We start from the raw sequence: 25,510 nt of genomic DNA on the forward strand, positions 1-25,510 counted from the left end.
ATTATTTTCCATACCTTGCAAAAACATCAGTTGCGCAATATTGTCCAGCTGCAAACCCTGCGCTTAGAGCAACGGTTAGCAGAGCGCAAGATGTCCCTAAAACTCTCCGATGCAGCTCTTGACTTTTTGGCAGATTTAGGGTACGATCCAGTTTTTGGAGCACGACCCCTAAAGCGAGCTATTCAGCGGGAGTTGGAAACTCCTCTTGCTAAAGGAATTCTCAGGAGTGAATTTAATGATGGGGACACTATCTTTGTGGATGTCAACAATGAACGGCTTTCCTTTCAGCGATTGCCTGCTCAGTTGTTGCTCAGTGAGTCCAATTGAAGGGTAGAAAGGTTGAAGGGTATTGTGTGCTATACCCCTAAGCATTCAGCCATTAGGGATCAGCGATCAGCTGAATGCTTAGAGCCAAAAATATACCCTAACCCTAAAACCTATGCTCTGCATGCAGCGCCATAACACTTCCTTTTGGCAATACTTTTTGTCTCTCCCTATCCAAATACTTATCCAAATCAGTGAGAACTTCCTCAGCTGGAATACTTGATACTATAGCGCCATAGTCATTGACAACCCTAGGGAATTCCTGATTCACCTGATCTTGCAGTTCTGGAATTGCCCTTACTGAGGTTTGTAGTCTCCCTACAGGATGATTACCTGCCTTAATTCCCTTGGCTTTAGCGATAATCCAATTTGACAATAACTCTAATCTCAAAACCGCAAAGATAGGTTCATATCCTTCTCTCGCTTTTTTATTCAAGCCATCCACATCCTTCTGTCCTAGTGTCACCGTATGCTTGGTGGTGGTCTTTACTTCAATGGAAAGATTAGGAAAGTAGGGGTGATTCCAACTATCGATATCTACACCTTGAGAGGAATAGTTTTCTACCTGAAAACCCAAGCGACAGAAGGTAATCGCTAGGAAAATCTGGCAAGTTTTGCCAAACCCATTATCTTTTCTAGAGCGACTATTTAGGTGTTGTTGAATGGTGGTTAAATGGTTGAATGTTGATGCATCCATATGCAGAATGAATAATTAAGAATGTAGAATGGTGAATTAAGAAGGCAGAATTAAAAATGTAGAATGGTGAATTAAGAAGGCAGAATTAAAAATGTAGAATGGTGAATTAAGAAGGCAGAATTAAGAATGTAGAATGAAGAATGAAGAAGGCAGAATGGTGAATTCTCAATTCTCAATTCTCAATTCTCAATTCTCAATTCTCAATTCTCAATTTTCAATTCTCAATTCTCAATTCTCAATTCTCAATTCTACATTCTCAATTCTCAATTCTCAATTCTACATTCTCAATTCTACATTCTATTACCCATTACCCTCGATAGTTGGTCCACGAGTTGGTGTCCACTGTCCCAATCGGTATAGTTTGTTGGGCTTAGTTAGCTTGAAACTCAGCTGCTCGACGAAATCATCTTCTGAAGTCGCAATAATCAATTGCTTTTTATCCAATACCTGATCCAACACCTGAGCCAATCGTTCTTTATGGACTGGGTCGAGATTTTGCGACGGGTCATCTAGCACCATGAAACCGATATTATGAGTCAATTGCTCTGAAGTTGCTAGGGCTAGAAATATACTCAAAGCAGCACAATTAATATCACCCTTGTTCAACAGTCGTAAGGCAACTTCTGACTCTCCATATCCCACCGCCATCACTTCATATTTTTCTGGGTCAATCTCAATATCTGGAAAGTCACTGCGATGGGCGAGCTGACGATAGATACTAGAAATTGCTGCTCTGGTAGCATCGATTTTTTCTTTAGCTGAGTTTCCTAGCACTTCCTGTACAGCTTCACCAATAGTCAACAATCGGTCACAGAAGGCTTCCAAGTCAGCTTTTGCTGCTTCAACTTCTTTATAGTCAGGGCAATCTTGAATGGAAAACAAATTATCTACCTCTTGGCGATAACGCAAGACAGTAATAATCCGTTTAATGTTTTCCAAGTCTTGATCAATGCTATCGATACGCTGATTACTTTGCTCAACTGCGGTGCGAATCCTGGCTAATTCTTGATCTACTTCAGTAATGGCTTGATTGAGCAGAGCAAGAGCGTTAACAGAGTCATTAATTTCTGTTTCTAAAGCTACTGCGATCGCATTTTTTGCTTGTTGTAATCCCTTATCCTTATCTAATCGTTCCCGTTGCAACCGCTCCAAGGTTTTAATCAGTCTCTGTAACTCCTCTACTGCTGTTTCTAATTCCCGAATCTCCTTCTGAATCGGTTTTAGCTGTAACTTCATGTCTTGCTGCCAGGATTCTAATTCCTGACGCAACTGAACTGGATTAATTGGTGTAGAGCAAACGGGACAATCTTGGGCTTGATCTTCTTGTACTGACTTCAGAAATTTTAGGGTTTGGATAATGATACCGGCACGATTGTTGATAGTATTTAGACTCCCTTGCTTAGCCGGTAACTCTTCTTGTTCAATTTGATTTTTTTTTGCCAAAATTTCTGGTAGCATGCCGTATTGAGCTTCCAGTTGGTGAATCTCGTTTTCTTTTTGGTTGAGTTCCATAACCTTGGTCTCAACATTAGCTTTCAAACGATTTAATTCACTTTGCTGATTCAGCAATTCTTTCTGCCGTTCCCAGTCGGGCTGAGCATTACGTAATTGCTTAATCGCCTCCTTACCACCATCTACAAATCCTTCCAAATCATCAGTAGTTTGGTATTTTGGTAAAGAGGGCACCAGCAATCCATAGTCTTTGGCAAAATTCTCAACTGCATTTTCAACCCCTTGGCAAATAGCTTTTGCTCCATTTAGGGATAATTGGCTGAGCGGAATATCATGAAAAATGGCTTCTTCTTCTGCTAGACCTAAGTCATTTTCCTTAATCGCTTTTGCCGTTTCAATTTTGCTGATAATCTGACCAAACTCTTGATCAATTTTCTTAAACTCTTCCTGGGCTTTAGCTCGCTTAATTCCATCCAAGAGATTGCGCCAATCCGTCAAACCCATGAGGCGATCCAGAGCATTTTTGCGCTCTTTTGGTTCCTGAATCAGTAGCGCACTGATAGTTTCTTGATGTAGGTAGACACAACTCATGTAGTCAGACAATTCTAGACCCAGTAGCACCCGCAAGTCAGTTTCATCTTCCTGATACGAGCCATTATTAATCTGATAGTAAAACTTGGGATTACCACGACGTTTGCGGTCACTCCGATATACCTTTAGTATTTCCTCATTCCCTTCAAAGATAACTTCTACACTAGTCTCCCTTGACGATTGGTTTTTAACTAACCAATTCTTGCGCTCTTCAATTTTAGTAGCACTTTTATTAGCGACATCTTTGCCAAATAGACACCACTCAATCGCATTCAGGGTACTACTTTTACCTCCCCCCTGAGCTCCTACAATTAATGTGCAGGCTTGATCAAAGCGAAATTCCCGTTCTCCCGCTTGTTCAGGAAAGCCTCTAAACCCCTTGATCTTGACTGATACCAGTCGATAGTTTTCCATAGACACTGTTCCTCATCAGACTCTCTTGCTCATAGACCAATGGTAGCCATCAGTTTTTTGTAGGCTTTTTTGTAAGCACTTCGATGTTTTTCCAACCGATAACGAGCCATATCAGTGACCCCTTGTGATGAACCGCTATCAAACTCTTTGAGCAATTCCTCACCAAGGGCTATCAAACCTTGCTCATGGTCTGAATCAATGGCTTGATCTTTCAGTTGCTCAAATAATTTATCATTGTCTTTCATTAGCGATCGCATTAATTAGTCATGTAACCATATGCCCTATGCCCATAGGCTGAGAGCTGAATGCTTAGGGTGTGACCCTCAGCCCTCAGCCGTCAGCCGTCAGCCGTCAGCCGTCAGCCGTCAGCCGTCAGCCGTCAGCCGTCAGCCGACGTAACAGAGATTAAACCAATGCTTACTTGTTGTCTTGATCCCAAGCGCGAGTGGGGGAAACCCCCGTGAGGCCACTGGATCGCTTATTCAAAAGCTGAGAGCTGATAGCTGATATATAGCAGAAGTCATTTGTCAGAAGTCAGAAGTCAGAAGTTAAACTCAAGCCAAACTGTAGTTTGAGACTTTTGTCATGTCCTAATTACCCTGGCGACTGCTATAGCACTACGCATTAAGGTGTTTGACATTTATAAAAGCAGCAAAAGCTATTATAATCAGCTATTGCTAGCATGCCTATTGCCTTGCGCGTAGCGCTATAGCACATTAAGTAGCACCATCTGTAGCGCATTAGCTGATAGCTGAGAGCTGATAGCTGAATGCTTACTAGACTATGAGCTGGTTACTGATAACTCAGCATTTAGCACTTACCATTCCGCATTCAGCACTGTTCAACCTATATCAGCCGATTAACTCTTCTTCTGCTTAGGGGATGAAGCAGCTTTATTTTCCTCTATCCATTCTTCGATCAACTCCAATAAGATATGATTCATGGTGACTCCTTTGAGAGCGCACATAGATTTGAATTTTGCCCGTAAGGATTCAGGCAAAAATAGTTTGTAGCTAACTTGTTTTTCTTCTGACACATCTTTTGACAACTTTGACATCCCAATTATCCTACTAAGGGTTAAACTATTCAATAGGTATTTTAAGTTTTTTGTGTTATTTAGAGATTTTGTGTTATTATAACCCTATGAAACCCAAAGAAGCCAGCGGCACTGAGTCTGGTAAAATTTTGTTCGACCAGACTTTGTAGCCTATGGGCTGGTTAGCGCACTAGCTACAGCAGAGGTTCCCCCGGGGATCTCTGCTTAACTGCATCATGAATCTTACACAAACCTAGACATTCGGTCTGAAGTTCAATTCCTGCTTCGTTTTCTTCTACGTGGGAAGTCGGCTTCTTCCACTCCACAGGCGTTTGATCGATTGCCATCGACAGTGAGAGCCCCTACCGAGCTTCCCAACGCTCTATGTTGATTGCCGCGTTGAGATCCCGGTCTTCAAGATTTCCACAACCTCCACAAATATACACCCTTTCCTTCAATGGCATATTCTGTTTATGTCCGCATTTGTGGCAAGTCTTTGATGATGGAAACCACCTATCTACTAGGGTCAGCTTGAATCCATGGAATTCTTGCTTGTAAGTCAGCAACTCTCTGAATCGGTAGAATCCCAACAAGGAGATGGCCTCCGCTAGTTTATGATTAGCCAACATTCCCAACACGTTCAAGTCTTCAATCAAAATTTCTTGATAAGTCTGAGCTAATCGAGTGGTTTCCTTTTGCAAAAAGTCCTCTCTAATGTTTGCAAGGTGCTTGTGTTGCTTTCTCAGTCTTCCATAGTAAGTCAGTGCGTTCTGACTTGGTTTTGTCTTTGTCTGACCGTTGCCTAACACCTTTTTGCGATTGCGCCACTGTAGCTTCGATAGCTTGGTTTTCGCTTTCTTTATCGATTCGGGCGTTTCAATCTGGGTGCGGTCAGACAATGTGGCAAAGCACTTGACTCCGAGGTCTATTCCGACTTTCTGCTGGGTGTGTTTGATCGCAGGAACGGGACAAGCATCGATTTTGAACGATATAAACCACTTCCCGACTTCTCTGGAAATCGTGAATGTTTGGGAAATACAGTTGTAAGGGATCCCCTCCTTTAATCTGAACCATCCCAAGGTAGGGATATTGATTTGTTTCCCGGCAAACAACAGTCGCTTACCGTTGCAGTCATCAACGGTGAAACTGCATTGATGACGCTTTGTCTTAAATTTTGGCATCTGAGCTTTAAGCTTAGGGTCGCGCCAACGACTCAAAGCTTTAGCTAAGTTCCGGAATGCATTTTGGTAAATACGACTTGGATACTTGTTACACCAAGCCAACTCAGTACTTTTCTTGGTGACATTAGTGAACACCTTCTTAATGGCATTCAACCGTTTAGAATCGGAAGCTTTGACATGATCAAACTCCCATGATGCTTTCATCATCCCTAGTCCGTAGTTGTAGACGAATCGGGAGAATCCTGCGCACTGAGCTAGCCAATTGGCTTGCTTGTGATTAACTTTGAGTTCTCGTTTGATAGCATACATGAGACGAAACCTTAGAATAAAGGAGCCTTAATTAATAAGTTTTAACCCTTTTACCCATGACCGACCAACTATAAAGGCTCCTTTATTCTTACGGTAACTTCAAGGGAATTTCGACCATTATTTGTACTTCCGATGCTAATTTAGCGCAATTTTCCGGATTGTCAAGGTTTTTGTCAATATTTTCTTGAATGGGTTGAATGTAACGCCTCAAACCATAGAGCCGACAAGAGAAACAGTGAATAATCGCCATCAGATCTTCGACCATCTCCTGTTGAAGACTCAGAGATTCATTATTGGTGATGACGATCTCACAGTCGGAGTACTCAGCTAATTGGAGGATAAGGTATCCATAGCTTTCACTTGGTTTTCCAGGTCGGGTCTTTGAGCCGGGGATGACACCCGACAATACACAACCACAGACCTTTTAATATCGTCATTGAGTAAGCCTTTGAGTTGATTAATGTGTTTTTGGGTGTAAACTCTATGGTTCCCTAAAGTCCGATCGGCTATTAACTTTCCCGATATATCCCACCGTTGTAAGGTTCGGACAGTCACACCAGCGATTTTGGCGAATTCGTGAGGTCTGTAATGCATAACTAGACAGGTCTGGGTCGGTTTGTTTAGTCTTGTCTAATATTTAACGACTAAGCGTCAACTCTTACTGGTGCTAGGAGCAAACCCAGTCAGGGGTGGTAGCTCAAAGGGAAACTTCTTGGATATCAGCTAAATCGGGTAGTAATTCTGTACTATCGTTGCTCAGCCTATTCCCGTAACGCTGACAACGCACGGCAAAGGTACAATCACCACATCGACCAAGGGATGCTGCTACTTGAGGAAAAGCTAAACCTTGATCTTGGTACCCTTGTAGCCACCCAGCCAACTGGGTCAACAACTGAGTCAAATCCTCCCTAGTTTTCTGGTGTTGTGCGCTATTGTAGGTAAATTTAAGACTCTGGGCACAGGGTTGGGATTTGACAAACCAGTAACTCATGGAAATTTGTTCTGGCCAATAATCGCTAGTTTCTGCTAGGACGTAGAGATACAGGCGTGTTTGCCAGTCTTGGGCTAACCAATCGCGATTTTTAGGTTGAGGATAGGTCTTCCAATCAAGAATTTGAGCCGAGTCTTCCCCTGCAATCAATAAGTCATAGATAACTGTAAGTAGATAACCTTGGAAATACAGGGTTCGGCAATGTTCCGCTTCCCGGAAGCTTTCAGGCTCTGGGTTGGAAAGTTCTGGTGCGGCATTGACTAAACCACTCAGCCAGTAGTCGAGTTGGGTATCCTCTTCTACTAAGGATGTAACTGGTAACCCAAGTTCCCGCTGTTGCATTAATAGGTGAAAGCGGCTTCCCCAAGTAAGACGCTCTTGTTGTTCGGGAGACACGGGTGTTCCCAGCTGGTCAAAGTAAATGTGTTGGAACTTACGGGGACAGGTTTGTAATACGTTCAGCTGTCCTTGGGATAGACGAGTTAGAGGGGCGGGAGGAGACACTGGTCAATGATCTAATCAAATCTTGGAGACATTGGGTTTGTTTGTGATCTATTAGCTAGTGTAGCGGAAGATATCGAATGCGATCGCATTTTCTTATAACAGTCGAAATCCCCCATCCTCCGTTTGAGGTGGGATGAAAGGCGCGTCAGAGAACTTAACTTAGAAATATAAATCATCAAAAATGCCCCCTGATCAGCATCAGAGGGCATTTAATTTCAAAAGCTTAAAGACCAAGATTAGAATTCTAAATTCTAAATTCTAAATTCTAAATTCTGCATGTATAAGTTTCCACTCAAGACCTAGGCAGCTTGGTAACCTAAGTCAAGGTTTTTGGTAACTTCAAATTGCTAAACCTGTTGCTTAGTCCATTCAGAAAATAAATTTAATAGGATTTGAGAGCGCAGCTTATCATCCAATTGGGGTTCAATAATCTCCTCCACCAAAATCAAGTGTACTCCCTTAGAGGTCACAATGGGTTTGAGAACCTCCGGTGGCTTAGCTGCAAAGACAGCAGCAGAAATCTCCGGCTTGATCTGCTCACGAGTTACTACTCCTTGATATCCCCCATAGCGACGTAATTCTTTATCCTGGATATACTGATGAGCAACATCATAGAAACTCATCTCCCCTTTCTGAATACCATAAAAGAGTTCCATGGCTAAATCTTGATCATCTATGATTACCTCATACATCACCACACCCGCATAATCTAGCTGATTTTCAAAGAAATAGGGTTCAACTTTATCGGCAAATAAATGCTTAGCTAACTTTCCATAAATAGCGCCATTATATACCATAGCTTCAAACTATTATAAGGTCATACCATGTTTTTCCAGCCATGCCCAAGTTTTCTCAGCACTCCCGAGTTGGCTAACTATCCTGAATTTATCTGCTGCGTCTTGAAGTTCTTCTGTCTCTACTTTGATACACGCCTCAGCGGCAGCAGCTGCGATTAACTTGCGGGTAGTAATTGCTTCGATAATCTCAGGAATCTTACCAGATAGCTTGATTTCTTCAAGAATATCGTCTTTGGTAATCGTGATAGCTGGTTACATCGTGTTTATCCTAGTAATTTAAACTGTGAAAGTTATAGTGCTGCATCGCTTTGCAAATTGAATTTTTCAACACTATTACACGCCGTGCTATAAAAAGCGATCGCACTAATTGATAATGCCCTGAATTGACTGATATGACATCCCGGAAATCACCTATAATTTCAAACCTCCTTGCTGCAACTTCTTAAAGGGATCGAGAATAAAATCAATAATCCGACGCTGACGTACAATCACCTCAGCGGTTGCTGTATCTCCAGGACGCAACCCAATACACTCCTTACCTGTGGGAAGACAATCCTGATTTAACGCAATTTCTATGTTATAGGCTGCTACCTCAGAGGTAGTTGGAGAAATTTCCACTAACTCTCCTGCTATCACTCCATACTATTGAAACGGATAGGCATCAAACTTCAGTTTGACTGGCATTCCTTTCTTTAAATAACCACTTTCAGTTGTTGCCATCTGGGCTCGAATAATTAATGATGAATCCTCTGGGGCAATTTCTGCTACCATAGTACCCTGCTGCACTACAGCACCAGGTCTTTGAATCGGTAACTGAAATATAGCACTACCCATTAAGGTGTTTGACATTGTCTTGATGCAATAGCGAGTGGGGGAAACCACGGCAATAGCGAGTGGGGGAAACCCCCAAGACCGCGCTGCCTCCCCAAGACCGTAATGGTGCGTTTTCCGCATCTAATTATTAAATTCGCCACGGGTCGCACCTCTGCATCGCTCCTAAACTCTGAAACGTAAGTCTAAGCTTACTTCTGACTTCTGACTTCTAACTTCTGACTTGCGCGTAGCGCTATACCATTCCACTTACCGGTGCGTCTAAGACTCGTTGCTTTAACTGAAGCTGCAACGAGTCAATCTGACGCTTACTCTGAGCAATTTCTGAATTTAGGGTATAGGTAATAGGTAATAGGTAATAGGTAATAGGTAATAGGTAATAGGTAATAGGTAATAGGTAATAGGTAATAGGTAATAGGTAATAGGTAATAGGTAATAGGTAATAGGTAATAGGTAATAGGTAATGGGTAATAGGTAATAGGTAATGGGTAATCTGTATTTCGGACCGGTCCGTTGACCCCGACCAGTCGGGGAATATGGGGAGATGGGTCAGTAATCGGTCCTCGTCTCGCTATCCATCCCAGAGACGAAACCGATAGATAGGGTCGCCAAAATCGGCAAAGTTTTAACCCTTTTACCCATAATCGACTAACCATAAAGGCGACCCTATCCTTACGGTAACTTCAACACCTTGAAAGAAGGTGGGGAATTCCGCGAGTTTTGTTAAAGCTGTTTGACCCGGTGGTGCGTTACGGGGCGGATGCTGCTGGCGAATTCGTGAAACCCTTATTCTGCCGTAATCTGCTCCCCTCTCCCAAGGTTGGGAGAGGGGCTGGGGGTGAGGGCTGAGGGGGCTTCTTGGTTTGTTAAGAAATATTTCACCAACAGCATCCGGGGCGGGCTGTCTCAACAAGGCGCGACCTTTATAGCAGAAGTCAGAAGTCAGAAGTCAGAAGTCAGAAGTCAGAAGTCAGAAGTCAGAAGTCAGAAGTCAGAAGTCAGAAGTCAAAAGCAAGCTAGGACTAGGTTTCGGAGTTTAGGAATGTCCTAACAGTAGCGCGTAGTGCTATATCACGCACCCTACGCCTCTTACCCCGATTCCCGATTCCCGATTCCCGATTCCCAATTCTAAATTCTAAATTCTAAATTCCCAATTCTAAATTCTAAATTCTAAATTCTAAATTCTAAATTCTAAATTCTAATTAAAATCGATTTTCATACTCTACAGTTATCTTGGTATCGTCTGAAAAATCCGTAGCACCGCGCAGCAGAATTTCTTCATTAACTCGATAGCGCAAGTTGTACTGAATTGGCTGATCAGTAGTCAACACTTTTAACAACGAAAATGATAAATTATTAGTAATATTAATCCCCGCTTCAGCACCTAGCTCTAACCTATCAGTGCGCCTATTATCATCTGTAACTGTAGTGGGGAACAGGCGAAACTCATCTAATCCTGCGGCATCACCAATCAGGTTGCTGACATTACTCAGTAGTGCTGACCCAGCTAAGTTGGCCAAACCCAAGGTACTATTGCCTCGACCCAAGGTATCCACAAAGCCACCCCCTAATAGGGCAACAATTTCCCCTTCACTACGTTTTGGCATACTATTGAGTTCCACTCGGTCAAAGAGCTGACTTGCTAGCCCTTTTACTTTTGCTTGAACCCGAATAGTTTCTGTAGTGCCAAAATTAGTTGGGCGATCGCTAATTTCATTAGCAAAGGTTTCACTGGTAATGGGTTGTTTCCTAGACTCAATTACTGATGCCACCATCTGCACATCTAACTCTGGGTCTCTGCCAAGAGTGGCTACAAATCGGGCGTTGTTGTTGTAATTTTTATCAAGGCGAAACTGGGTGGTAAACAGATTCACCTGACCGCGCAGCAGCTGAATGGTTCCTTCTGGTCTAATATCACTCATGTCCCCATTAATTAGAAGGGTACCGCTGGCGAGAAAATCTAATACTGGTAGCTGTCGAACTAGGATGTTTTTACCTAAGGTTAACTGTAAGTTATTGAACTCTATTAGTTCCTCACCTGCAGATCCGCTACTCCCGCTCGGGGCAGTTTGAGATTCAGAAATGGGTACTCGACCATCAAACAATTCGATGTAACCACCAATTCTAGGATTAAATAGAGTCCCAGTAATAATAGTCTTACCTTTAACACCACCACTGTAAATCCCTTTGAGATTGATGGCTAGTTGATTCAGGTCAACGGTGAGGGGATTCTCTAATGCTCTAGGTAGGTCTCGCAAGGGCAAATTCCCTACCGCTACTAATTTACCACCACCAAAATTCCCTTGTAAGCTGTCTACAATTTCCATGCGGTTGAAGTTAAACCGGATTTTGCCATTGACTTCTGTCAGGGGTTCTGGTAAAGCTTGGGCAGCAATAGTAGCGTCTTCTACATTAATGTTACCGACAACGGTAAGTTGCTCCAGTTGCTGTAGCCAATCTTGGTCTTGGTCAAAGGTACCAGAAATATCTAAATCTACTTGTCCTTTACCATCAACCCAAGCGATTTGTTGATTGGTAAGCATATTTAATCGGGCAAGTCCTTCGTTTTCAACCTTGAGTTGTACACTGACTTGCCGATTTTCTGGCTCTACTTCGGCAAAGGGTAACTTGTAGGGGATTTTGGCATTTACAGTTAGGGGTTCAGACTCTTTGGTCAGAAAACTTTGGGCAAAGACGTTCAACCGCGCATTCTTGTAACTAAAGCTGCCTTTGATGGATTCGAGGGGTGTTTGGTTTAAACTGGCATCCACGACCGATATTGCTCCCCTGGCTTGGGGATTGCTGAGACTTCCATAAAAGTCCGCTGTGGCATCAACAAATCCTCCATAACCAACAGAGCTAGGAAATCTGAACACTTCTCGAATCAAGGAAACCGGGACTTTCTTGAGCCTGAGCTGACCCGATGGACCAAGTTCACTGATACTACCGGACAAGGTGGCTAGGCTCTGACCCGATTGAATCCGCACAGGTAAAAGATTCAGTACCCCTTCTGCAAAATTTCCTTGGGCAATAATTGTCTCAGCTTTATAGGAACCCCATTGCCAGTTTTCCCCTTGGAAATTAAATTCAGCACGGATGCCATCTTTGACTGAACCGACCAGACTGATACTGCCAGTAAAAGCACCATTGAGCTCGGTAAGCTCTGGTAACAGAAAGCTCTCTTGACGCTGCTGCCGTTGTCTGTTTAGGAGCTTGACTATTTCTGACATCCGCCGCAGGGGTTTTTTGAGACCATTTTGTGAATTACCTACTCCACTAACGGCAAGATCAGCGGCTGTGCCGTAGACGGGGGTTTGGAAGCCTCGACCTAGGTCAGTGATCTCAAATAGTTGTAGGGTAGTTAGAACATCCTGGATTTCTCCGAGCTTAGCCTGGAGTTCCCCGTTAAATTCTGGTCCGTTGGGGGTTGGGGTGAGGTTGAGAGCAAATAAGTATTGACTATCACCTTTTTGAAACAAGCCATCGGTTAGAGTAATCTTTCCTTGCTGGTATTGGAAAAAGCCTTGTAACAGCTTACCTCTGAGGTTGTCAAAGATGGGATTTGCGATCTCAATTTCACCGGATGACCCAAAAGTCTTGAGGTTCAGAGCCATGTTCCCACAGATGTCTCCCGCCAAGGGTTTGCTTAACCATGGTTCGAGGTTTTGACCGTCTACCATACCACTACTCAAAGCCAGACTCTTAATGGTATTGATCGGAAGATTCTCCACGGTCATTTGTAGCTCATCCCCTGACCGAATCCCACTAGCGGTCTTGTCCTGATACTGCACCAAAAAGGATACGGGTTGGTAATTGGGGTCTAGCACAACCTCCAGTTTTTCTTGATTCCCTGCTAGCTGGAGATTTACCCCTGACTTTGGTGCTATACTTACTCGACCTGTCAGTAGGGATTCAAACTCCAGAGGACCAGCAAAAAAGTACCGCAGTCTTAAGTCACCGTTAATTGTCGGAGCTTGAGGAGTACCGGCAATCCGACCGTTAAAACCGACTAAGCCTCCTAAATTTAACGCATAAGGCAGGTCAGCCGGTAATCGTTGCAAATTCAAATTCTCTGCTTGTACCTGGAAATCAAAGGTCTTAATTGCTTGTAAACCCTGACTGCCTGGGTTTAGATTGACAAAACCATTAGCATTGAATCCCTCGGCTGTGGCTTCTTTAATCTCTAGCCTTTGACCATTCCAGTCAAAGGATGTGGCTAGGGAACGCTCAAGTACAGAAATGCCTTTACTAAAATTAAGCTTACCCTTAGCTTGGATTGCTGATAGAGCTTTATCTGGTGTCAATAGCAACGGAGCAGAAATATTGACACTGCCATTGAGACGTCCTCGTAAATCGGGATTAATCTCCCACAACTGGAGATTAGTAGGCTGGAAAACCCCCTGAAATTTACCATTGCTAAACTCAGCTGTTCCTAGTAATTGACCACCAGCAACATTCAGTTGTCCAGACCCTTTGCCCTGAATGGCGTCAATGGTTAAATTATTTAGATTACCAGAGACAGTGACATTCCCGGAAACAGGGCCATTGAATTGGGGCGGGACCGGAGCAAGAGCACCCAAGTCGAGGTTAGAGGTTTGTACCTTGGCCTGGAAGTTACCATTGGCAATATCGATTTGAGAAGCCTGAATTCTACCCCCTTCCACATCTAAAGTACCAGACCCACTAGCAGTAATGGTGCTAGGACTTACCGAATCTAGATTCCCTGAGATGGTAAACTCCCCGGACGCTGGACCGTCGAATTGGGATGGTATTGGTCCGAGACGACCTAACTTGACATTGGATGCTACGACTTGAGCTTTGAAGTTACCTTTAGCGATATCTACTGCATCAGCTTTAATGGTTCCTCCTGCTACATCTAAACTACCAGACCCACTAGCGGTAATGGTGCTAGGACTTACCGAATCCACATTCCCTGAGATGGTAAACTCCCCGGAGGCTGGACCGTTGAATTGCGGAGGTATTGGTCCGAGACGACCTAACTGGAGATTGGATGCTACTACTTGAGCTTGGAAGTTGCCATTAGCGATATCGACAGCATCAGCTTTAATGGTTCCTCCTGCTACATCTAAACTACCAGACCCACTAGCGGTAATCGTACTAGGACTGACCGAATCCACATTTCCTGAGATGGTAAACTCCCCGGAAGCTGGACCGTTGAATTGGGGGGGTATGGGGGCGAGACGACCTAACTTGAGATTGGATGCGACTACTTGAGCTTGGAACTTGCCTTTAGCGATCGCGATCGCATCGGCTTTAATAGTCCCTGCTGCTAGGTCTAAACTACCAGACCCATTAGCGGTAATCGTGCTAGGACTCAAAGACAAAACATTCCCTGAGATAGTCAACTCCCCTGAGATGGGACCTTTAAATTCAGAAGGTACTGGTGCTAAGGCTTCTAGAGGAATATCAGAGGCTTGGACTAGGGTAGAAAAACCACCATTGATCAGTTTTACCTTGGTAGCACGCAAGGTACCAGCATCAACCGTTACGCTGCCGTAACCGCTAGCACGGAGGGTTTCTGGTTGGAAAGAATCAAGACGACCGGATAAATTAAATTGACCATTGAACGGTCCAGAGAATTGTGGCGGTAGAGATGGTGCAGGCAAAGTTTTGATGATTGGTGCCACGGAAATATTCTTAGCTTCTACTAACCCCTGCCAGCGCCCACCCCCCACTTGAACATTAGTAGCTCTGAGAACACCATCACCCATGGGCAGATTAGCATAACCAGTGGCACGAAAATTCTCGGGCTTGTCAAGGGGAGAAAAGATCTGGGTTCTGCCATAAACTCGACCCAGAGGAATGGGTAGATTAAATCCATACTGTTTTGCGATCGCATTCGCAGGCACATTCACAGCTTTAAGATCAAATACTGCCCCCCCCTGATCCATAAATTTGATATCCCCCTTGCCTGTGACTAAGCCACCCACTGTTGGTTTTGCCTGCAAGTTTCTAATGGCCAGCTCAGTATTAATAACGCTAAAGTCAGCAGTAATAGAGCTGAATTTCACCTGGTCAAGGGTGGCGGGAGTGGTGGTAAACGCCTCTCCAATCACAATCGGGTTGTCGATAGCTCCAGTGACCTGAAACGTAGCCTGTGCTTTACCTAAAGTTTTTACTGGTAGCTCTTTGATCCCAAACGTCTGTGCATACTGCTGTATCTCAACCGGTTCGCTTTTTACTCTGAGCTTGTAGCCTGACTCAATATCCAGCATTCCCCCAATTTGGGCAGGTACTTGACCGAATCTGGTAGTTATGTTATTGAGCCAAATCTGACTTCCTCGAAAGCTCAGCTTACCGTTGCTTTCAGTGAACAGTTGGGGCAAGGGTTCTAAGCGGGCGATGGTGTCGGAAAAGTTGATCGTACCCCAATACTGCCAAGGCTGTTCAGCATTATTCCGTTGTATTCTCAGGTTGCCACCCAGTTTACCCCCTTGAAGCTTCAGGGGAATCAGAAGTACTTTACTAACCTCTGCCGCACTCACGTTATCGACATCAAGGTGCAAGTCAGTTTCTTCTTGAGAGAGGCGGTAATCTCCCTTAACCTTTAAATTTCCCCCACTTAACGGCTGACTATTTACATCAAAGCGAATCAGCTCACCTCCGTCGATAAATTTACTTTTCCCCCTAACCTCAGTAAATCTCATCGGTGGTTGTTTGATTCCCACTTCAGATCTTGGCACCACCACCACATCCGCATCCCGCCACCGCACCACCTTTGGGTCTACCTTAAACGCAGAATCTTGGGCAGTTTGTGTAAATGCTGTAGACACCCAGTTTAAATCTTTGTCCTGTTCAACATATATATTAGGTTCAACTAGGGTTACATCCAGTTCTAGAGTTCTGGTAAACAGCAGTTTAACGGGGTTATAGCTTACCTTCACTGCCTCGGTAAAAAGATGATCGGGATCCGTAGGGGTAGCTGGTATTTGCGAAGAACCAAACCTTACACCATTTAGGGAAAAGCCCTCCACTGGTCCGACATTGACTTTCCGGTTAAGAAAGCTAGATAAATTTTTCTCTACCGTTGGTGCTAATTGCTTCTGGATGAAATACCAAGCAAAAAGGCTTCCGCCCCCTATCCCAGAAACTAGAATCATGACCATAAGCATGAAGACCGGACGTAGCAGCCTCTGCCAAAACCCTCTACTTACCGTAGGTTCTGGAGTATTTTCCGGAGTAGGCTCTGGTAGATTACCAGGATTGGGAGAGTTACTCATCTTGATTGGTTTGCACCTTACAACTGGAGTTCCGAGGGAATATGGGGGCATCGTCATCTTAATTTATCAGGGAAATACAGGGAGTAGGGGTATCAGTTATAGGTGCCTAATACCAAGTGCGTTTCAAGAGGATATCACCATTCCCAATCATGATTAGGAAGAAGGGGCAAAGGGGGAGGAGATGGAAGAAGGTGCTATGTCTCAATGGTGTGAATGCAACTCGGGATCAGGCAGATAAGACTACTACTTTTTTTCTCTGACGAAGCTCCCTATCTTGATAGTTTCCAGAGCCAAGATTGATCCGTAGGTTTAACCCTATAGTTATGGGTGGTTTCAATTCCCTGACGCAATTCCTCTGACGGTCGATAAAGTAAAACATTTTTGAAACCCTCCGGAATCTCCGGTATGTTGGTAGAGCTATTGGATTTATCCAATAACATCAGCTGTACATCCGGACGAAGTAGATGACACAGAGATAGAACCCTACCGGGAATTTCATTACTGATCAAGAGTGGTTGTGGGATTTGATTAATCCAAGCGGCTACGGGGGGATTATTGCGACTCTTTGCATAGCTCTTGTGCCACCAAACTGGCAGTTGAGAGCTGACGATACAGGAGAGTATGCCGCTAAATGCCAGAGCAATTGCTATAGACTTCCAAGTTTTAGGATTTTTTCGGGTTTTTTCCATGGGCACCATGTCATGGTCACCCCTTACTTGCCCATCTTGTCTATCTTCGGTATTTGCTAAATTTCCATTCATCATGCCCATGGTGGGCAATCCCTTTTTTCCCTTATCTTTGGTAAGTTTTCCTGAGTTTTTAGCTTGGGTTGTCAGGAAATAAGCAATAGCTAACTGAATGCCTAGATAACAGGGAATAGCATAGCGAGTAATGCTAGAACGGCGACCACCTAAGAGCACATCTGGACCGATTAGAGCAATTCCTGTCACTCCAATTAAGGTAATAATAAATACCCAAGCATGCTGAGGAGCGTTACGACAAAGATAGTAGAGGGCGTATCCTGCTAAAAATAAACTGAGATAGTGGAGGGGACTCAAAGGATGGATGCCTTGGTTAACATCAAAGAAAATCCGACTGAGGTTTAAGGTCCAAAATAGAGGTAAGAAGCCTGAACGACTATGATTAACTGAGTCAGTATTAGCGATAAATTTGGAGAAATTAGTGATAACAATGATTAGCCAAGGTGAGAATAGTACTATTCCTCCTAAGGAGGCTAGTAAATAGCTAGTTACTCCCTTAGTCCAGCGACCACCTTCGGTAATTAATACATACAAGCCCTGTCCAATTAAGATCAAGGCAGAGAAAGGGTGAGTATAAAGTGCTAAGGCAACAGTAAAGCTATAGATAATCCATCGATAAGGTTTTTTAATAAATTGCTTTATTCTAGAATAATTCATTGCCCATAATAGGACTGCACTAGAAAGCAAAATAGTAACGGTCCATAAACTATATTCTCGGGCTTCTTGGGCATACAAAACATGAAAGGGAGAAATAGCAATTATGGCAACAGCTACCCACCCGATTAATTTTGAACCAAATAGTTCTAAACACAGCCAGTAAGCACAGGGCAATGCTAATAAGCTAATTATTACTGATAGCAGTCTAATAGTTACTACGGAATTGCCAAAGGTTTGTAACCATAACCTCGCCATTAGGTAGTAAAGGGGCGAATGTTCTGGATTACCTGCTAGGGAATTAATGGTGTCATTGATATCTTTTTTATGATTAGGAAATTGGTAGTATTTTAACAAATTTTCTACGCTGATAATCTGACCATCGAAAATTGTTTCTACTAGTTCGGTTCGAGTGTGACCAGAAATTCGAAGGGAGGTCATAGTCTCGTCGTACCAGTAAACTTTACGGTCTAGGTTGTAAAATCTAAAGACTACTCCCAGTACGATTACGATGATCAGTAAATTTCTAAACCAGATAGAATCAAGAGTAATTTTCTTGATCATGCTAACTACGATAATTAGGGGATAATTGAAACTATAGCAAAGGGAACAGGGAATAGGGAACAGGGAGTAGGGAGTAGGGAGTAGGTAGTAGGGAGTAGGGAGTAGGTAGTAGGGAGTAGGGAGTAGGGAGTAGGGAGTAGGGAGTAGGGAGTAGGGAGTAGGGACTTCGGAGCAGGGAGAAATAGGAAAGAGATCCAAAGAGTTTTTGATGTTATGATCAATCATCAAGATTGTTAATGAGCTATTTATAAATGCTATAGTAAAGATGGTTTTAAGGGAATTAGCATCAAAGAATACTGTACCTCATAACTCCGATAAACGCTAATCTAAAATATAAAAAGGATACTTGAAAAGAAATACCTTAAAATTGGCAATTATAGCTTTTTTTATCCTAATGAGGTACATTCAAGTTTCTTACCCCGACTCCCTACTCCCTACTCCCAGATCCGCTGTTCCCTTTCCTTAATTACCAAGTAACAGCAACGTTTCTCAAAATTGTCATTGGACCTTGGTCTTTCAGACGTTTCATTTGCTCTTGGTTTCGGACTAGGAGAGCTCCGGCAAATCCGAGGGAATTGACCCCAATTGACTGGAAATCTGGTTGAGAACGGGGTAAAAGCAACATCCATTGCCTTGTGGCGAGGAGATTGTAGGCACCAGATTGCTTGTTACCATTGGCATTATTCCATGGCAACCCCACTGCACTCAGTAATCTATGGTACAAATCAAGGGTGGCTTGAGCGGCATCCCACGGAGAGTTTACCCAACTAGGGTCAAGCTCAGCAATAGCATGGATGAAGGGCAGGGTTGGGATGGTGCCAACAGAGTCCTGAAAGTTAGCTGATGCGATCGCATTTTCGATCGGGATGTTAACTCCTTCAGGAGCTAGGGGCAGAGGAACTAGTTGCAAGTGCTTGTGTCGTTGACTCGCACCACCAATCTTTCCAGCATTATAGAAAGCCAAGCCATCAATTTCCCCAAGACATGCCCACATAGCTGCAAAATCCTGCAAGGTCAGCCAAGTATCTTGCTCCTCGAAGGCACGGGTGATGATCAGCAGGTGATGGTCAACTACGTTGTATTTGTTCAACAGACACAGGTGGGTGTCGGAAAGGTCTGCTACAAATAAATCTTGTTCGTAGGGAAGAAAAGGGTTGAAATCCTTCGATGAAGTAGCTGTTTTTTCGTCTTGCTTCTTCTTGGCTTTGTCTTTCCATACCAGATTAGACAAAATCCGCACCAGGAAGCGAATACCCTCCTGTTCTACGAATTCGTATTCTGTCGCTATGGAGTGGAGTGCTTTACATTCAAGAGCGTGTTGGGTTTGTGCTTTCAGTTTCGGCCACAATGTACCTGGTTCTAGTACTAGTGTTCTTTCGGTAATTGGTTGTTCTTCAATCATAGCGATCGCATTTCCTTCAGCTTCTATGGCAATCTTAAATCATTTGTCAAAAAGCAAGCATTCAGCGGTCAGCCGTGAGCTAAAAGCTCACGCTACTTGAGGTGCTTAAAATAAACCTCGAATAGGGACTTCGGAGCAGGGACTGAGGCCGTAGGCCACGCTACGCGTTCGGAGCAGGGGGAAGAAAGTTGACTGTACCTGATCAGAATAATAAACGCTCTACTCTTATAGAGTAACATTCAAAAAGTAACCCTATCAATTAAAAATAAAGTAACTATTTTAAAATATAAACTACTATAGTTATTTTTAGTAATATGTATTAAAATTGATTTAGAATAACTCAAAAAAACTCTGATACCTTTGCTACTACTCCCGATTCCCGACTCCCTCGGTGCGCTTTCCGTGATGGCGAGCAATCCCTCGCCATCACGGGTCGCACCGCTCCCGACTCCCGACTCCCTAAAGACCAGTACAAAAGTTACTCAACCAATTGAGCACTGCTATCAATAAAAGTAATCCTAAAGAGGTAATCCTATACCATGATCACAGGAAATTATGAACTGGCTGAACACCGGGTAATTTGCAAAAATGTCAGTTGGCAGATATTTGAACAATTACTCACAGAATTAGGAGAAGACCGCTCCACTCGCTTGGCTTACGATGACGGAACATTAGAAATTATGACTCCCTTAGGCCCCCATGAAAATAATAACCGCTTTATTGAACGCTTGATTGGTGCGATCGCTGATGAGTTAAATCTAACTATCAAAACCTTTGGCTCCTTGACTCTTAAGCGAGAAACACGATTAAAAGGGGCAGAACCTGACTCCTGTTACTATCTCCAAAATGAGCCATTGGTAAGACATAAGCAAACTATTAATTTAGATCATGACCCACCGCCTGATTTAGTATTAGAAATCGATATAACCAGTGGTTCTTTAGATAAGCGTCCTATTTATGCAGCGCTTGGTGTCCCTGAATTGTGGCGTTATAATGGACAAAACTTAGAAGTTTTTGTGCTACAACAACCGATTTTAATTTATAATCAAGTAAATCAGAGTCCAACCTTCCCTTGGATGCCTTTGAATGCTATACCTAGGTTTATTAACCAAAGTTTAGTTGATGGCGAAACAGCAACATTACGGGCGTTTAGGGCTTGGGTTAGAAAACAACATATAGGAGATATCAATTAGGTAAGGAGCAAAGTCTTGGGTTTTAGGGAGCAGGGACCAGGGAGCAGGGAGCAGGGGTAATAAAATTGAATGTACCTGATCATAATAATAAACGCTATAATATTAGCCATTAAAAAAAACTCAAAAAAAACAATGTATTTCAATTGAATTATAATAACCAAAATAATCTGTATTTCCTACTATTACCGATTCCCGATTTCCTGTTCCCGATTCCCGATTCCCGATTCCCGATTCCCGATTCCCGATTCCCGATTCCCTAAAAAAATGACTAAAAACTGGATTCCCCAAAGTGAAGCTCCTGCTTCTCCTAAAGAAACCCTACCTACCATGTATGATCTGCCGAGTGAGAATCCGGAGGAACCTGGTTTGCCAGACGAATTTCACGATTTACAACCCGAATTATTAAGTCGCACCTTTCGTTGTCAGTATTACCCTTCTGAGGAAGTATTTATTGGTACAGATTTAAATCTTTACTATGATGTGCGCCATCCTCAATGGTATAAACGTCCAGATTGGTTTTTAGTAGTGGGAGTTCCCCGTTTATACGAGGGCACTGATATTAGATCTAGCTATGTAATTTGGCAAGAAGGAGTTAATCCCTTTGTAATTGTAGAATTGCTGTCACCCACAACTGCAAAAGATGATTTAGGGGATAATCTAGAGCAAGAATCTGAAGCATCTAGAAGAGTTGCTGGAAATAGTGATAAGATTCAACTACACGATAGTAATAAAACTAGTAATAGTAGCAGTGAGCCTACCCATCAAACTATTCCTTCAAAGTGGGAAGTCTATCAGCAACGATTACGGGTACCTTATTATCTCGTGTTTAGTCGCTATACCAACCAAATTCGGTTTTTCAAATTAATCGGAGCTGGTTACCAAGAGCAAGGGATTTTAGCTGATCCACCCCAGATTTGGATTCCAGAACTAGACATAGGTGTGGGATTGTGGTGGGGAGAGTATGCGGGGATAACTCGTAATTGGTTGCGCTGGTGTGATGGTTCCGGAAATTGGCTTCTGACGGATACAGAACAGGAACGGGAAGCAAAAGAACAAGCCCAGCAACAAGTGAAACAAATTGTAGTCAATCTGTTGAAATCAGGGATGGATATTGAACAAGTTGCTAATATCACTGGACTTGATCGGGAGGAAATTAGAGAGTTAGCAGGAGAATCAGATGGGAGCAGGTGAAAAGTAAGCACTCAGCGGTCAGTGCTCAGTGCTCAGCCCTGAAGGGTGGCTCAGATAGTAATCAACATTCCATCACCGTAGCTTAAAAACCGAAAACGGTGTTGAAGAGCATATTGATACACTTCTTCAAGTCGCTTTCGTCCAAGGAATGCTTCAACAAGCAGCAGATGAGTCGTCTGTGGTTCGTGAAAATTGGTAATGACACCCCCAACGAGCTCAAACCGGAAACCGGGGGTAATAAAAAGATTTGTTTGGCCACTCATACCACGAACAGCGCTTTCAAGAGCCCGAACAACCGTTGTTCCAACAGCAATGACACGCCCACCCGCCTCTTTCCATCTATGTAAACGGTTTAACGTTTCTTGGGAGACCTCGAACTGTTCAGAGGAAGGTTTTTGCCTAGATTCAATGCAAAGAGAGCTGGAACTCCCGACCTGTAGCGTCACAAACTCCACCTGCTTCCCACTAGCACGTAGTTGACTAATAAGTTCGGGTGTAAAGTGCAAACTTGCCGTCGGCACTGCAACAGAACCAGCTTTATTTGCAAAGATTGTCTGATCATCGATCTTGTCTTGGTAGTCCCCCGATCCCTGTCGAATGTTGGGAGCCGTATCGTTAAACACCAAGAGATCACGAGAGCCAAGATGTTGAGGGAGAGAAGCGAAGGTTGTTTCCTCTATCTCTGCATCTGGAGAGGTAATCAGAAGCTTTGCCGCTTCAGGCGGTTGAATCGGACGTTGGGCGATAAACTCTGTTGGGAGTTCATAGGTAAATATTTCCATGGTTGGTATTACCAGTCTGTGTTTGCTTGGAGTATGTGGGGTCTGCTTGTATAATTCAAATTGAGGCGTTGCTTATTGTGGCTATGATTGAGCTCCCATAGCCATGCCCAATTTTGCCCCCACAATTGATAGCCCTGGCGAAACATTAGACCTTTTGCAAAAGTCTTTCGCGGTCTAATGGGTTATTGGCAATTTTTGATTTAGCGTACGCTTAAAACTAACAAACTTGCTTTGTGCTCTCTTTGTATATAAACCTAGTACACAATCAAGCTAATTTGTCCCAAAACTCTGATTCAGTACCATCTCCTGCTCAACTATCGCCAGTTATGCTTGAGTAGCGACATTATTAATCACCCAAGCTGCATACTGTTCGTTGACATGCTGTGTACTTAGTACCACAAATTCAGGGGTATCGTAGGGATGATAATTAGTTACAGTCTGCTCTGCTTTAGAGATCAGCTCCGTAGTTGTTTTGATGAGTAGCAGCACTTCAGAATCAGACTCAACCTCACCCTCCCACCAATAAACTGAAGATATCCCGGGAATAATGTTCACACATGCTGCCTCTCTACGCTCCAGAAGCTGATGAGACAGATTATGGGCAACAGCATTATCAGGACAGGTGACAAGTATTAAAACTATGTTCATGCTTTTGCTTAATTTTTTTTTGACCCGGGAATATATTAAACCAGATTCCTGACTTTACAATGTTTTATAAAGAAAACGGTTAAATCCGGATGGGAGCCACCTATTCAGGAATGGCTGGAAAACTCGATCAAGGATATTGCTATTTTGGAGAATGAGCAGTTTGGCAGTATTGAAAGTCAATCCGGAAACAGCTAAAAGTCTCCTTGCTGAATTTTTGAATGAATAAGAGTGGGGTAGGCATCCTGCCTGCCCTAAGCAGGAAACAGGCAAGATGCCTGTTCCACGCCTGATGCCCATTCCACAGCAAGATGCCCATTCCACGCCTGATGCCCATTCCACGCCTGATGCCCATTCCAGAAAACTCTTAAAATCATTCCATTATTAAGTAAGGCCGAAAAAGTTAGAGGAGTTAAGGATGGAAACCAAAGCCTTAGGCACTTCGGAGGTAAAAATTACCCCGATTATCATGGGCACTTGGCAGGCCGGTAAATCTAGGTGGGTAGGCATTGAAGATGCTGAGACCATAAAAGGGCTGCGAGCAGGATTTGAGGCGGGGATAACTACGGTTGATACTGCAGAAATTTACGGGCAGGGTCACTCGGAACAAATTGTTGGTCAGGCTCTAGCAGAAGTACGAGACCAAGTGGTATATGCTACCAAAGTGTTTCCAAATCATCTTAAATATGACCAGGTGATCGAGGCTTGTGAGGGTTCCTTAAAAAACCTGAAGACAGATTATATCGACCTCTACCAGATTCACTGGCCTTCTGGCACCTTTCAAAGTGAGGTAGTGCCAATTGAGGAAACCATGAGCGCTCTCAATAGGTTGAAAGAGCAAGGCAAAATTCGGGCAATTGGAGTCTCCAATTTTTCCCGCAGCCAGTTAGCAGAAGCTTCTCAGTACGGACGAATTGATAGCTTGCAGCCTCCCTACTCTCTGTTTTGGCGTCAGGTGGAGCAAGATGCTATGCCTTATTGTGTAGAGCACAATATCTCGATTATTGCCTATTCTTCCTTAGCTCAGGGATTATTAACTGGCAAGTTTGGTCCAGAGCACAAGTTTCAGGAAGGGGATCATCGCAGCAAAAATAAGTTGTTCAACGGTGATAACTATCAACGAGCACAGCAAGCATTAGCTCAGCTACGACCAATTGCAGAGCGTCATCAGTGTACCCTGGCTCAGTTGTCTCTGGCATGGTTGATGTCTCAGCCACAAACGAATGCGATCGCAGGATTCCGAAATAGTGACCAAGTTATTCAAAATGCTCAAGCTGTTGAGGTTAAGCTATCTGCTGATGAGCTACAAGACATTGATCAGATTGGACGGTTGGTTACCGATCATATAGATGATAATCCAGTGATGTGGGATCTTTAAGGGACTGCTTAAACCTGACTTCTTGACGTCAGCGGTCAGCCGTCAGGGGTCAGGGGTCAGGGGTCAGCGGTCAGCGGTCAGCCGTCAGCTTATTTTATTCAAAAGTACTTCAAGTAGTATGGCCTACGGCCAATGACTGATTGCTGATAACTGATAACTGATAGCTGATTGCTGATAACTGATAGCTGAAAGCTGATTGCTGATTGCTGATTGCTGATTGCTTACTGTCAGTAACCAAAACCATTTCCCAGATAGTTGTTTAGACTATTTGGGGATTAAAGGGAATTAACAATGGTAATCCAAGTTGATCAATTTAGGCTATCGAGTGGTCAATCCTCCTTTGCTTCTTTAACTAACTTAGTTATCGCTTCGATAATTGTTTTAGAGTACACGGTTAAGGCAATGACTGCCGCCACCGCTGTTCCACCTTGGATCAGGGGGATAGGTAGTCCGCTAGGAGTTATATCGGTAGTTGGTGGAGCTGTTGATGTACCAACTACCTGGCTAACATTAACATCCAAATGCTCAGTTTTGGAGGTTTCTTCTAAGGTATACTGTAGTTGAACCATTAA

Annotated in this window: 25 protein-coding genes and 2 pseudogenes; 7 read left to right on the forward strand and 20 right to left on the reverse strand. The window is 43.5% G+C overall.

Annotation, left to right across the window (positions count from 1 at the left end):
- Positions 1–327 (forward strand): ClpB D2-like domain containing protein (locus F6K38_RS03465; RefSeq protein WP_502709563.1); only part of this gene is annotated, 327 nt, incomplete at its 5' end.
- Between the two features lie 103 nt (positions 328–430).
- Here the strand turns inward: F6K38_RS03465 and F6K38_RS03470 are convergent.
- The 3 genes from F6K38_RS03470 to F6K38_RS03480 all read right to left on the reverse strand — a co-directional run bounded on the left by F6K38_RS03470 (position 431) and on the right by F6K38_RS03480 (position 3,735).
- On the reverse strand, positions 431–1,021 hold the full coding sequence (locus tag F6K38_RS03470) for a hypothetical protein (RefSeq protein ID WP_008182065.1): 591 nt from the start codon (positions 1,019–1,021) through the stop codon (positions 431–433).
- A gap of 300 nt (positions 1,022–1,321) precedes the next feature.
- The gene (locus F6K38_RS03475) at positions 1,322–3,478 is read right to left on the reverse strand and encodes an AAA family ATPase (protein ID WP_008182068.1); all 2,157 of its coding nucleotides are present in this window, start codon (positions 3,476–3,478) and stop codon (positions 1,322–1,324) included.
- 29 nt (positions 3,479–3,507) lie between these two features.
- Positions 3,508–3,735: a hypothetical protein gene (locus F6K38_RS03480; protein WP_131826849.1), complete on the reverse strand. Its 228-nt coding sequence runs from the start codon at positions 3,733–3,735 to the stop codon at positions 3,508–3,510.
- A 19-nt stretch (positions 3,736–3,754) separates the two neighbouring features.
- Here F6K38_RS03480 and F6K38_RS03485 point away from each other — a divergent pair, with 19 nt between their 5' ends.
- A complete protein-coding gene (locus F6K38_RS03485) occupies positions 3,755–3,877 on the forward strand; it encodes a hypothetical protein (RefSeq protein ID WP_267872010.1) in 123 nt (40 codons plus the stop codon).
- Positions 3,878–4,337: 460 nt separating this feature from the next.
- On the opposite strand, the gene F6K38_RS03490 is transcribed toward F6K38_RS03485, so the two are convergent.
- The 10 genes and pseudogenes from F6K38_RS03490 to F6K38_RS03540 all read right to left on the reverse strand — a co-directional run bounded on the left by F6K38_RS03490 (position 4,338) and on the right by F6K38_RS03540 (position 9,783).
- Positions 4,338–4,535, reverse strand: coding sequence for a hypothetical protein (locus F6K38_RS03490; protein WP_008182073.1), 198 nt, complete (start codon positions 4,533–4,535; stop codon positions 4,338–4,340).
- 173 nt (positions 4,536–4,708) lie between these two features.
- Entirely contained in the window at positions 4,709–4,861 is a 153-nt protein-coding gene (locus F6K38_RS03495; RefSeq protein WP_008182075.1) for a hypothetical protein, read from the reverse strand.
- Between the two features lie 15 nt (positions 4,862–4,876).
- Complete coding sequence (locus F6K38_RS03500; protein ID WP_008182078.1) at positions 4,877–6,004, reverse strand: RNA-guided endonuclease InsQ/TnpB family protein; 1,128 nt, start codon at positions 6,002–6,004, stop codon at positions 4,877–4,879.
- Between the two features lie 88 nt (positions 6,005–6,092).
- Positions 6,093–6,269 (reverse strand): hypothetical protein, encoded by a 177-nt coding sequence (locus F6K38_RS03505; protein WP_008182081.1) that lies wholly within the window; start codon positions 6,267–6,269, stop codon positions 6,093–6,095.
- Between the two features lie 62 nt (positions 6,270–6,331).
- The gene (locus F6K38_RS03510) at positions 6,332–6,598 is read right to left on the reverse strand and encodes a MerR family transcriptional regulator (protein WP_008182083.1); all 267 of its coding nucleotides are present in this window, start codon (positions 6,596–6,598) and stop codon (positions 6,332–6,334) included.
- Positions 6,599–6,701: 103 nt separating this feature from the next.
- Positions 6,702–7,499: a PD-(D/E)XK nuclease family protein gene (locus tag F6K38_RS03515; RefSeq protein ID WP_008182085.1), complete on the reverse strand. Its 798-nt coding sequence runs from the start codon at positions 7,497–7,499 to the stop codon at positions 6,702–6,704.
- 347 nt (positions 7,500–7,846) lie between these two features.
- Positions 7,847–8,542: pseudogene (locus F6K38_RS44020) on the reverse strand (peptidylprolyl isomerase).
- A 165-nt stretch (positions 8,543–8,707) separates the two neighbouring features.
- A pseudogene (locus tag F6K38_RS44025) lies at positions 8,708–9,118 on the reverse strand (beta-barrel domain-containing protein); the annotation flags it as partial.
- 11 nt (positions 9,119–9,129) lie between these two features.
- Positions 9,130–9,270, reverse strand: a complete 141-nt coding sequence (locus F6K38_RS03535; RefSeq protein WP_287356086.1) for a hypothetical protein — start codon at positions 9,268–9,270, stop codon at positions 9,130–9,132.
- 165 nt (positions 9,271–9,435) lie between these two features.
- Positions 9,436–9,783 (reverse strand): hypothetical protein, encoded by a 348-nt coding sequence (locus tag F6K38_RS03540; protein ID WP_287356088.1) that lies wholly within the window; start codon positions 9,781–9,783, stop codon positions 9,436–9,438.
- Between the two features lie 182 nt (positions 9,784–9,965).
- On the opposite strand from F6K38_RS03540, the gene F6K38_RS03545 reads away from it, so the two are divergent.
- Positions 9,966–10,178: a hypothetical protein gene (locus F6K38_RS03545; protein ID WP_287248059.1), complete on the forward strand. Its 213-nt coding sequence runs from the start codon at positions 9,966–9,968 to the stop codon at positions 10,176–10,178.
- A gap of 151 nt (positions 10,179–10,329) precedes the next feature.
- Here F6K38_RS03545 and F6K38_RS03550 read toward each other — a convergent pair whose 3' ends face one another.
- The 3 genes from F6K38_RS03550 to F6K38_RS03560 form a co-directional block, all read right to left on the reverse strand.
- On the reverse strand, positions 10,330–16,368 hold the full coding sequence (locus tag F6K38_RS03550; protein ID WP_287356090.1) for a translocation/assembly module TamB domain-containing protein: 6,039 nt from the start codon (positions 16,366–16,368) through the stop codon (positions 10,330–10,332).
- 269 nt (positions 16,369–16,637) lie between these two features.
- On the reverse strand, positions 16,638–18,572 hold the full coding sequence (locus tag F6K38_RS03555; RefSeq protein WP_287356091.1) for a glycosyltransferase family 39 protein: 1,935 nt from the start codon (positions 18,570–18,572) through the stop codon (positions 16,638–16,640).
- 241 nt (positions 18,573–18,813) lie between these two features.
- Complete coding sequence (locus tag F6K38_RS03560) at positions 18,814–19,749, reverse strand: ATP adenylyltransferase family protein (RefSeq protein WP_008186820.1); 936 nt, start codon at positions 19,747–19,749, stop codon at positions 18,814–18,816.
- A 360-nt stretch (positions 19,750–20,109) separates the two neighbouring features.
- On the opposite strand from F6K38_RS03560, the gene F6K38_RS03565 reads away from it, so the two are divergent.
- The 3 genes from F6K38_RS03565 to F6K38_RS03575 all read left to right on the forward strand — a co-directional run bounded on the left by F6K38_RS03565 (position 20,110) and on the right by F6K38_RS03575 (position 22,133).
- On the forward strand, positions 20,110–20,259 hold the full coding sequence (locus tag F6K38_RS03565; RefSeq protein ID WP_287267840.1) for a hypothetical protein: 150 nt from the start codon (positions 20,110–20,112) through the stop codon (positions 20,257–20,259).
- A 29-nt stretch (positions 20,260–20,288) separates the two neighbouring features.
- Positions 20,289–20,942, forward strand: a complete 654-nt coding sequence (locus F6K38_RS03570) for a Uma2 family endonuclease (protein WP_287255167.1) — start codon at positions 20,289–20,291, stop codon at positions 20,940–20,942.
- Positions 20,943–21,206: 264 nt separating this feature from the next.
- Positions 21,207–22,133: a Uma2 family endonuclease gene (locus F6K38_RS03575; protein ID WP_287356092.1), complete on the forward strand. Its 927-nt coding sequence runs from the start codon at positions 21,207–21,209 to the stop codon at positions 22,131–22,133.
- 50 nt (positions 22,134–22,183) lie between these two features.
- On the opposite strand, the gene F6K38_RS03580 is transcribed toward F6K38_RS03575, so the two are convergent.
- From F6K38_RS03580 to F6K38_RS03590, 3 genes are all read right to left on the reverse strand, one after another.
- Positions 22,184–22,915 (reverse strand): S-adenosylmethionine:tRNA ribosyltransferase-isomerase, encoded by a 732-nt coding sequence (locus F6K38_RS03580; RefSeq protein ID WP_008186829.1) that lies wholly within the window; start codon positions 22,913–22,915, stop codon positions 22,184–22,186.
- Positions 22,916–23,239: 324 nt separating this feature from the next.
- A complete protein-coding gene (cutA, locus tag F6K38_RS03585) occupies positions 23,240–23,563 on the reverse strand; it encodes a divalent-cation tolerance protein CutA (protein WP_008186832.1) in 324 nt (107 codons plus the stop codon).
- A gap of 251 nt (positions 23,564–23,814) precedes the next feature.
- A complete protein-coding gene (locus F6K38_RS03590) occupies positions 23,815–23,937 on the reverse strand; it encodes a hypothetical protein (protein WP_267872061.1) in 123 nt (40 codons plus the stop codon).
- A 41-nt stretch (positions 23,938–23,978) separates the two neighbouring features.
- On the opposite strand from F6K38_RS03590, the gene F6K38_RS03595 reads away from it, so the two are divergent.
- Positions 23,979–24,938: an aldo/keto reductase gene (locus F6K38_RS03595; protein WP_287267836.1), complete on the forward strand. Its 960-nt coding sequence runs from the start codon at positions 23,979–23,981 to the stop codon at positions 24,936–24,938.
- 329 nt (positions 24,939–25,267) lie between these two features.
- Here the strand turns inward: F6K38_RS03595 and F6K38_RS03600 are convergent, their stop codons facing one another.
- Positions 25,268–25,507 carry a hypothetical protein gene (locus F6K38_RS03600; RefSeq protein WP_287294355.1) on the reverse strand — a complete coding sequence of 80 codons (240 nt, stop codon included), beginning with the start codon at positions 25,505–25,507 and terminating at the stop codon, positions 25,268–25,270.
- Between the last annotated feature and the right edge of the window lie 3 nt (positions 25,508–25,510).

This window comes from Moorena sp. SIO3B2, from assembly GCF_010692525.1.
Taxonomy (GTDB): domain Bacteria; phylum Cyanobacteriota; class Cyanobacteriia; order Cyanobacteriales; family Coleofasciculaceae; genus Moorena; species Moorena producens.

What these genes read in the sequence shown, in the direction of transcription:
- F6K38_RS03575 (WP_287356092.1), top strand. Translation starts at nt 21,207, where the DNA reads ATGACTAAAAACTGGATTCCCCAAAGTGAAGCTCCTGCTTCTCCTAAA.
- F6K38_RS03470 (WP_008182065.1), bottom strand. Translation starts at nt 1,021, where the DNA reads ATGGATGCATCAACATTCAACCATTTAACCACCATTCAACAACACCTA.
- F6K38_RS03600 (WP_287294355.1), bottom strand. Translation starts at nt 25,507, where the DNA reads ATGGTTCAACTACAGTATACCTTAGAAGAAACCTCCAAAACTGAGCAT.
- F6K38_RS03550 (WP_287356090.1), bottom strand. Translation starts at nt 16,368, where the DNA reads ATGAGTAACTCTCCCAATCCTGGTAATCTACCAGAGCCTACTCCGGAA.
- F6K38_RS03475 (WP_008182068.1), bottom strand. Translation starts at nt 3,478, where the DNA reads ATGGAAAACTATCGACTGGTATCAGTCAAGATCAAGGGGTTTAGAGGC.
- F6K38_RS03485 (WP_267872010.1), top strand. Translation starts at nt 3,755, where the DNA reads ATGCCCTATGCCCATAGGCTGAGAGCTGAATGCTTAGGGTGTGACCCT.
- cutA (WP_008186832.1), bottom strand. Translation starts at nt 23,563, where the DNA reads ATGAACATAGTTTTAATACTTGTCACCTGTCCTGATAATGCTGTTGCC.
- F6K38_RS03495 (WP_008182075.1), bottom strand. Translation starts at nt 4,861, where the DNA reads ATGGCAATCGATCAAACGCCTGTGGAGTGGAAGAAGCCGACTTCCCAC.
- F6K38_RS03590 (WP_267872061.1), bottom strand. Translation starts at nt 23,937, where the DNA reads ATGATTTTAAGAGTTTTCTGGAATGGGCATCAGGCGTGGAATGGGCAT.
- F6K38_RS03580 (WP_008186829.1), bottom strand. Translation starts at nt 22,915, where the DNA reads ATGGAAATATTTACCTATGAACTCCCAACAGAGTTTATCGCCCAACGT.
- F6K38_RS03595 (WP_287267836.1), top strand. Translation starts at nt 23,979, where the DNA reads ATGGAAACCAAAGCCTTAGGCACTTCGGAGGTAAAAATTACCCCGATT.
- F6K38_RS03560 (WP_008186820.1), bottom strand. Translation starts at nt 19,749, where the DNA reads ATGATTGAAGAACAACCAATTACCGAAAGAACACTAGTACTAGAACCA.
- F6K38_RS03570 (WP_287255167.1), top strand. Translation starts at nt 20,289, where the DNA reads ATGATCACAGGAAATTATGAACTGGCTGAACACCGGGTAATTTGCAAA.
- F6K38_RS03480 (WP_131826849.1), bottom strand. Translation starts at nt 3,735, where the DNA reads ATGCGATCGCTAATGAAAGACAATGATAAATTATTTGAGCAACTGAAA.
- F6K38_RS03540 (WP_287356088.1), bottom strand. Translation starts at nt 9,783, where the DNA reads ATGGTTAGTCGATTATGGGTAAAAGGGTTAAAACTTTGCCGATTTTGG.
- F6K38_RS03555 (WP_287356091.1), bottom strand. Translation starts at nt 18,572, where the DNA reads ATGATTGATCATAACATCAAAAACTCTTTGGATCTCTTTCCTATTTCT.
- F6K38_RS03510 (WP_008182083.1), bottom strand. Translation starts at nt 6,598, where the DNA reads ATGCATTACAGACCTCACGAATTCGCCAAAATCGCTGGTGTGACTGTC.
- F6K38_RS03490 (WP_008182073.1), bottom strand. Translation starts at nt 4,535, where the DNA reads ATGTCAAAGTTGTCAAAAGATGTGTCAGAAGAAAAACAAGTTAGCTAC.
- F6K38_RS03505 (WP_008182081.1), bottom strand. Translation starts at nt 6,269, where the DNA reads ATGGTCGAAGATCTGATGGCGATTATTCACTGTTTCTCTTGTCGGCTC.
- F6K38_RS03500 (WP_008182078.1), bottom strand. Translation starts at nt 6,004, where the DNA reads ATGTATGCTATCAAACGAGAACTCAAAGTTAATCACAAGCAAGCCAAT.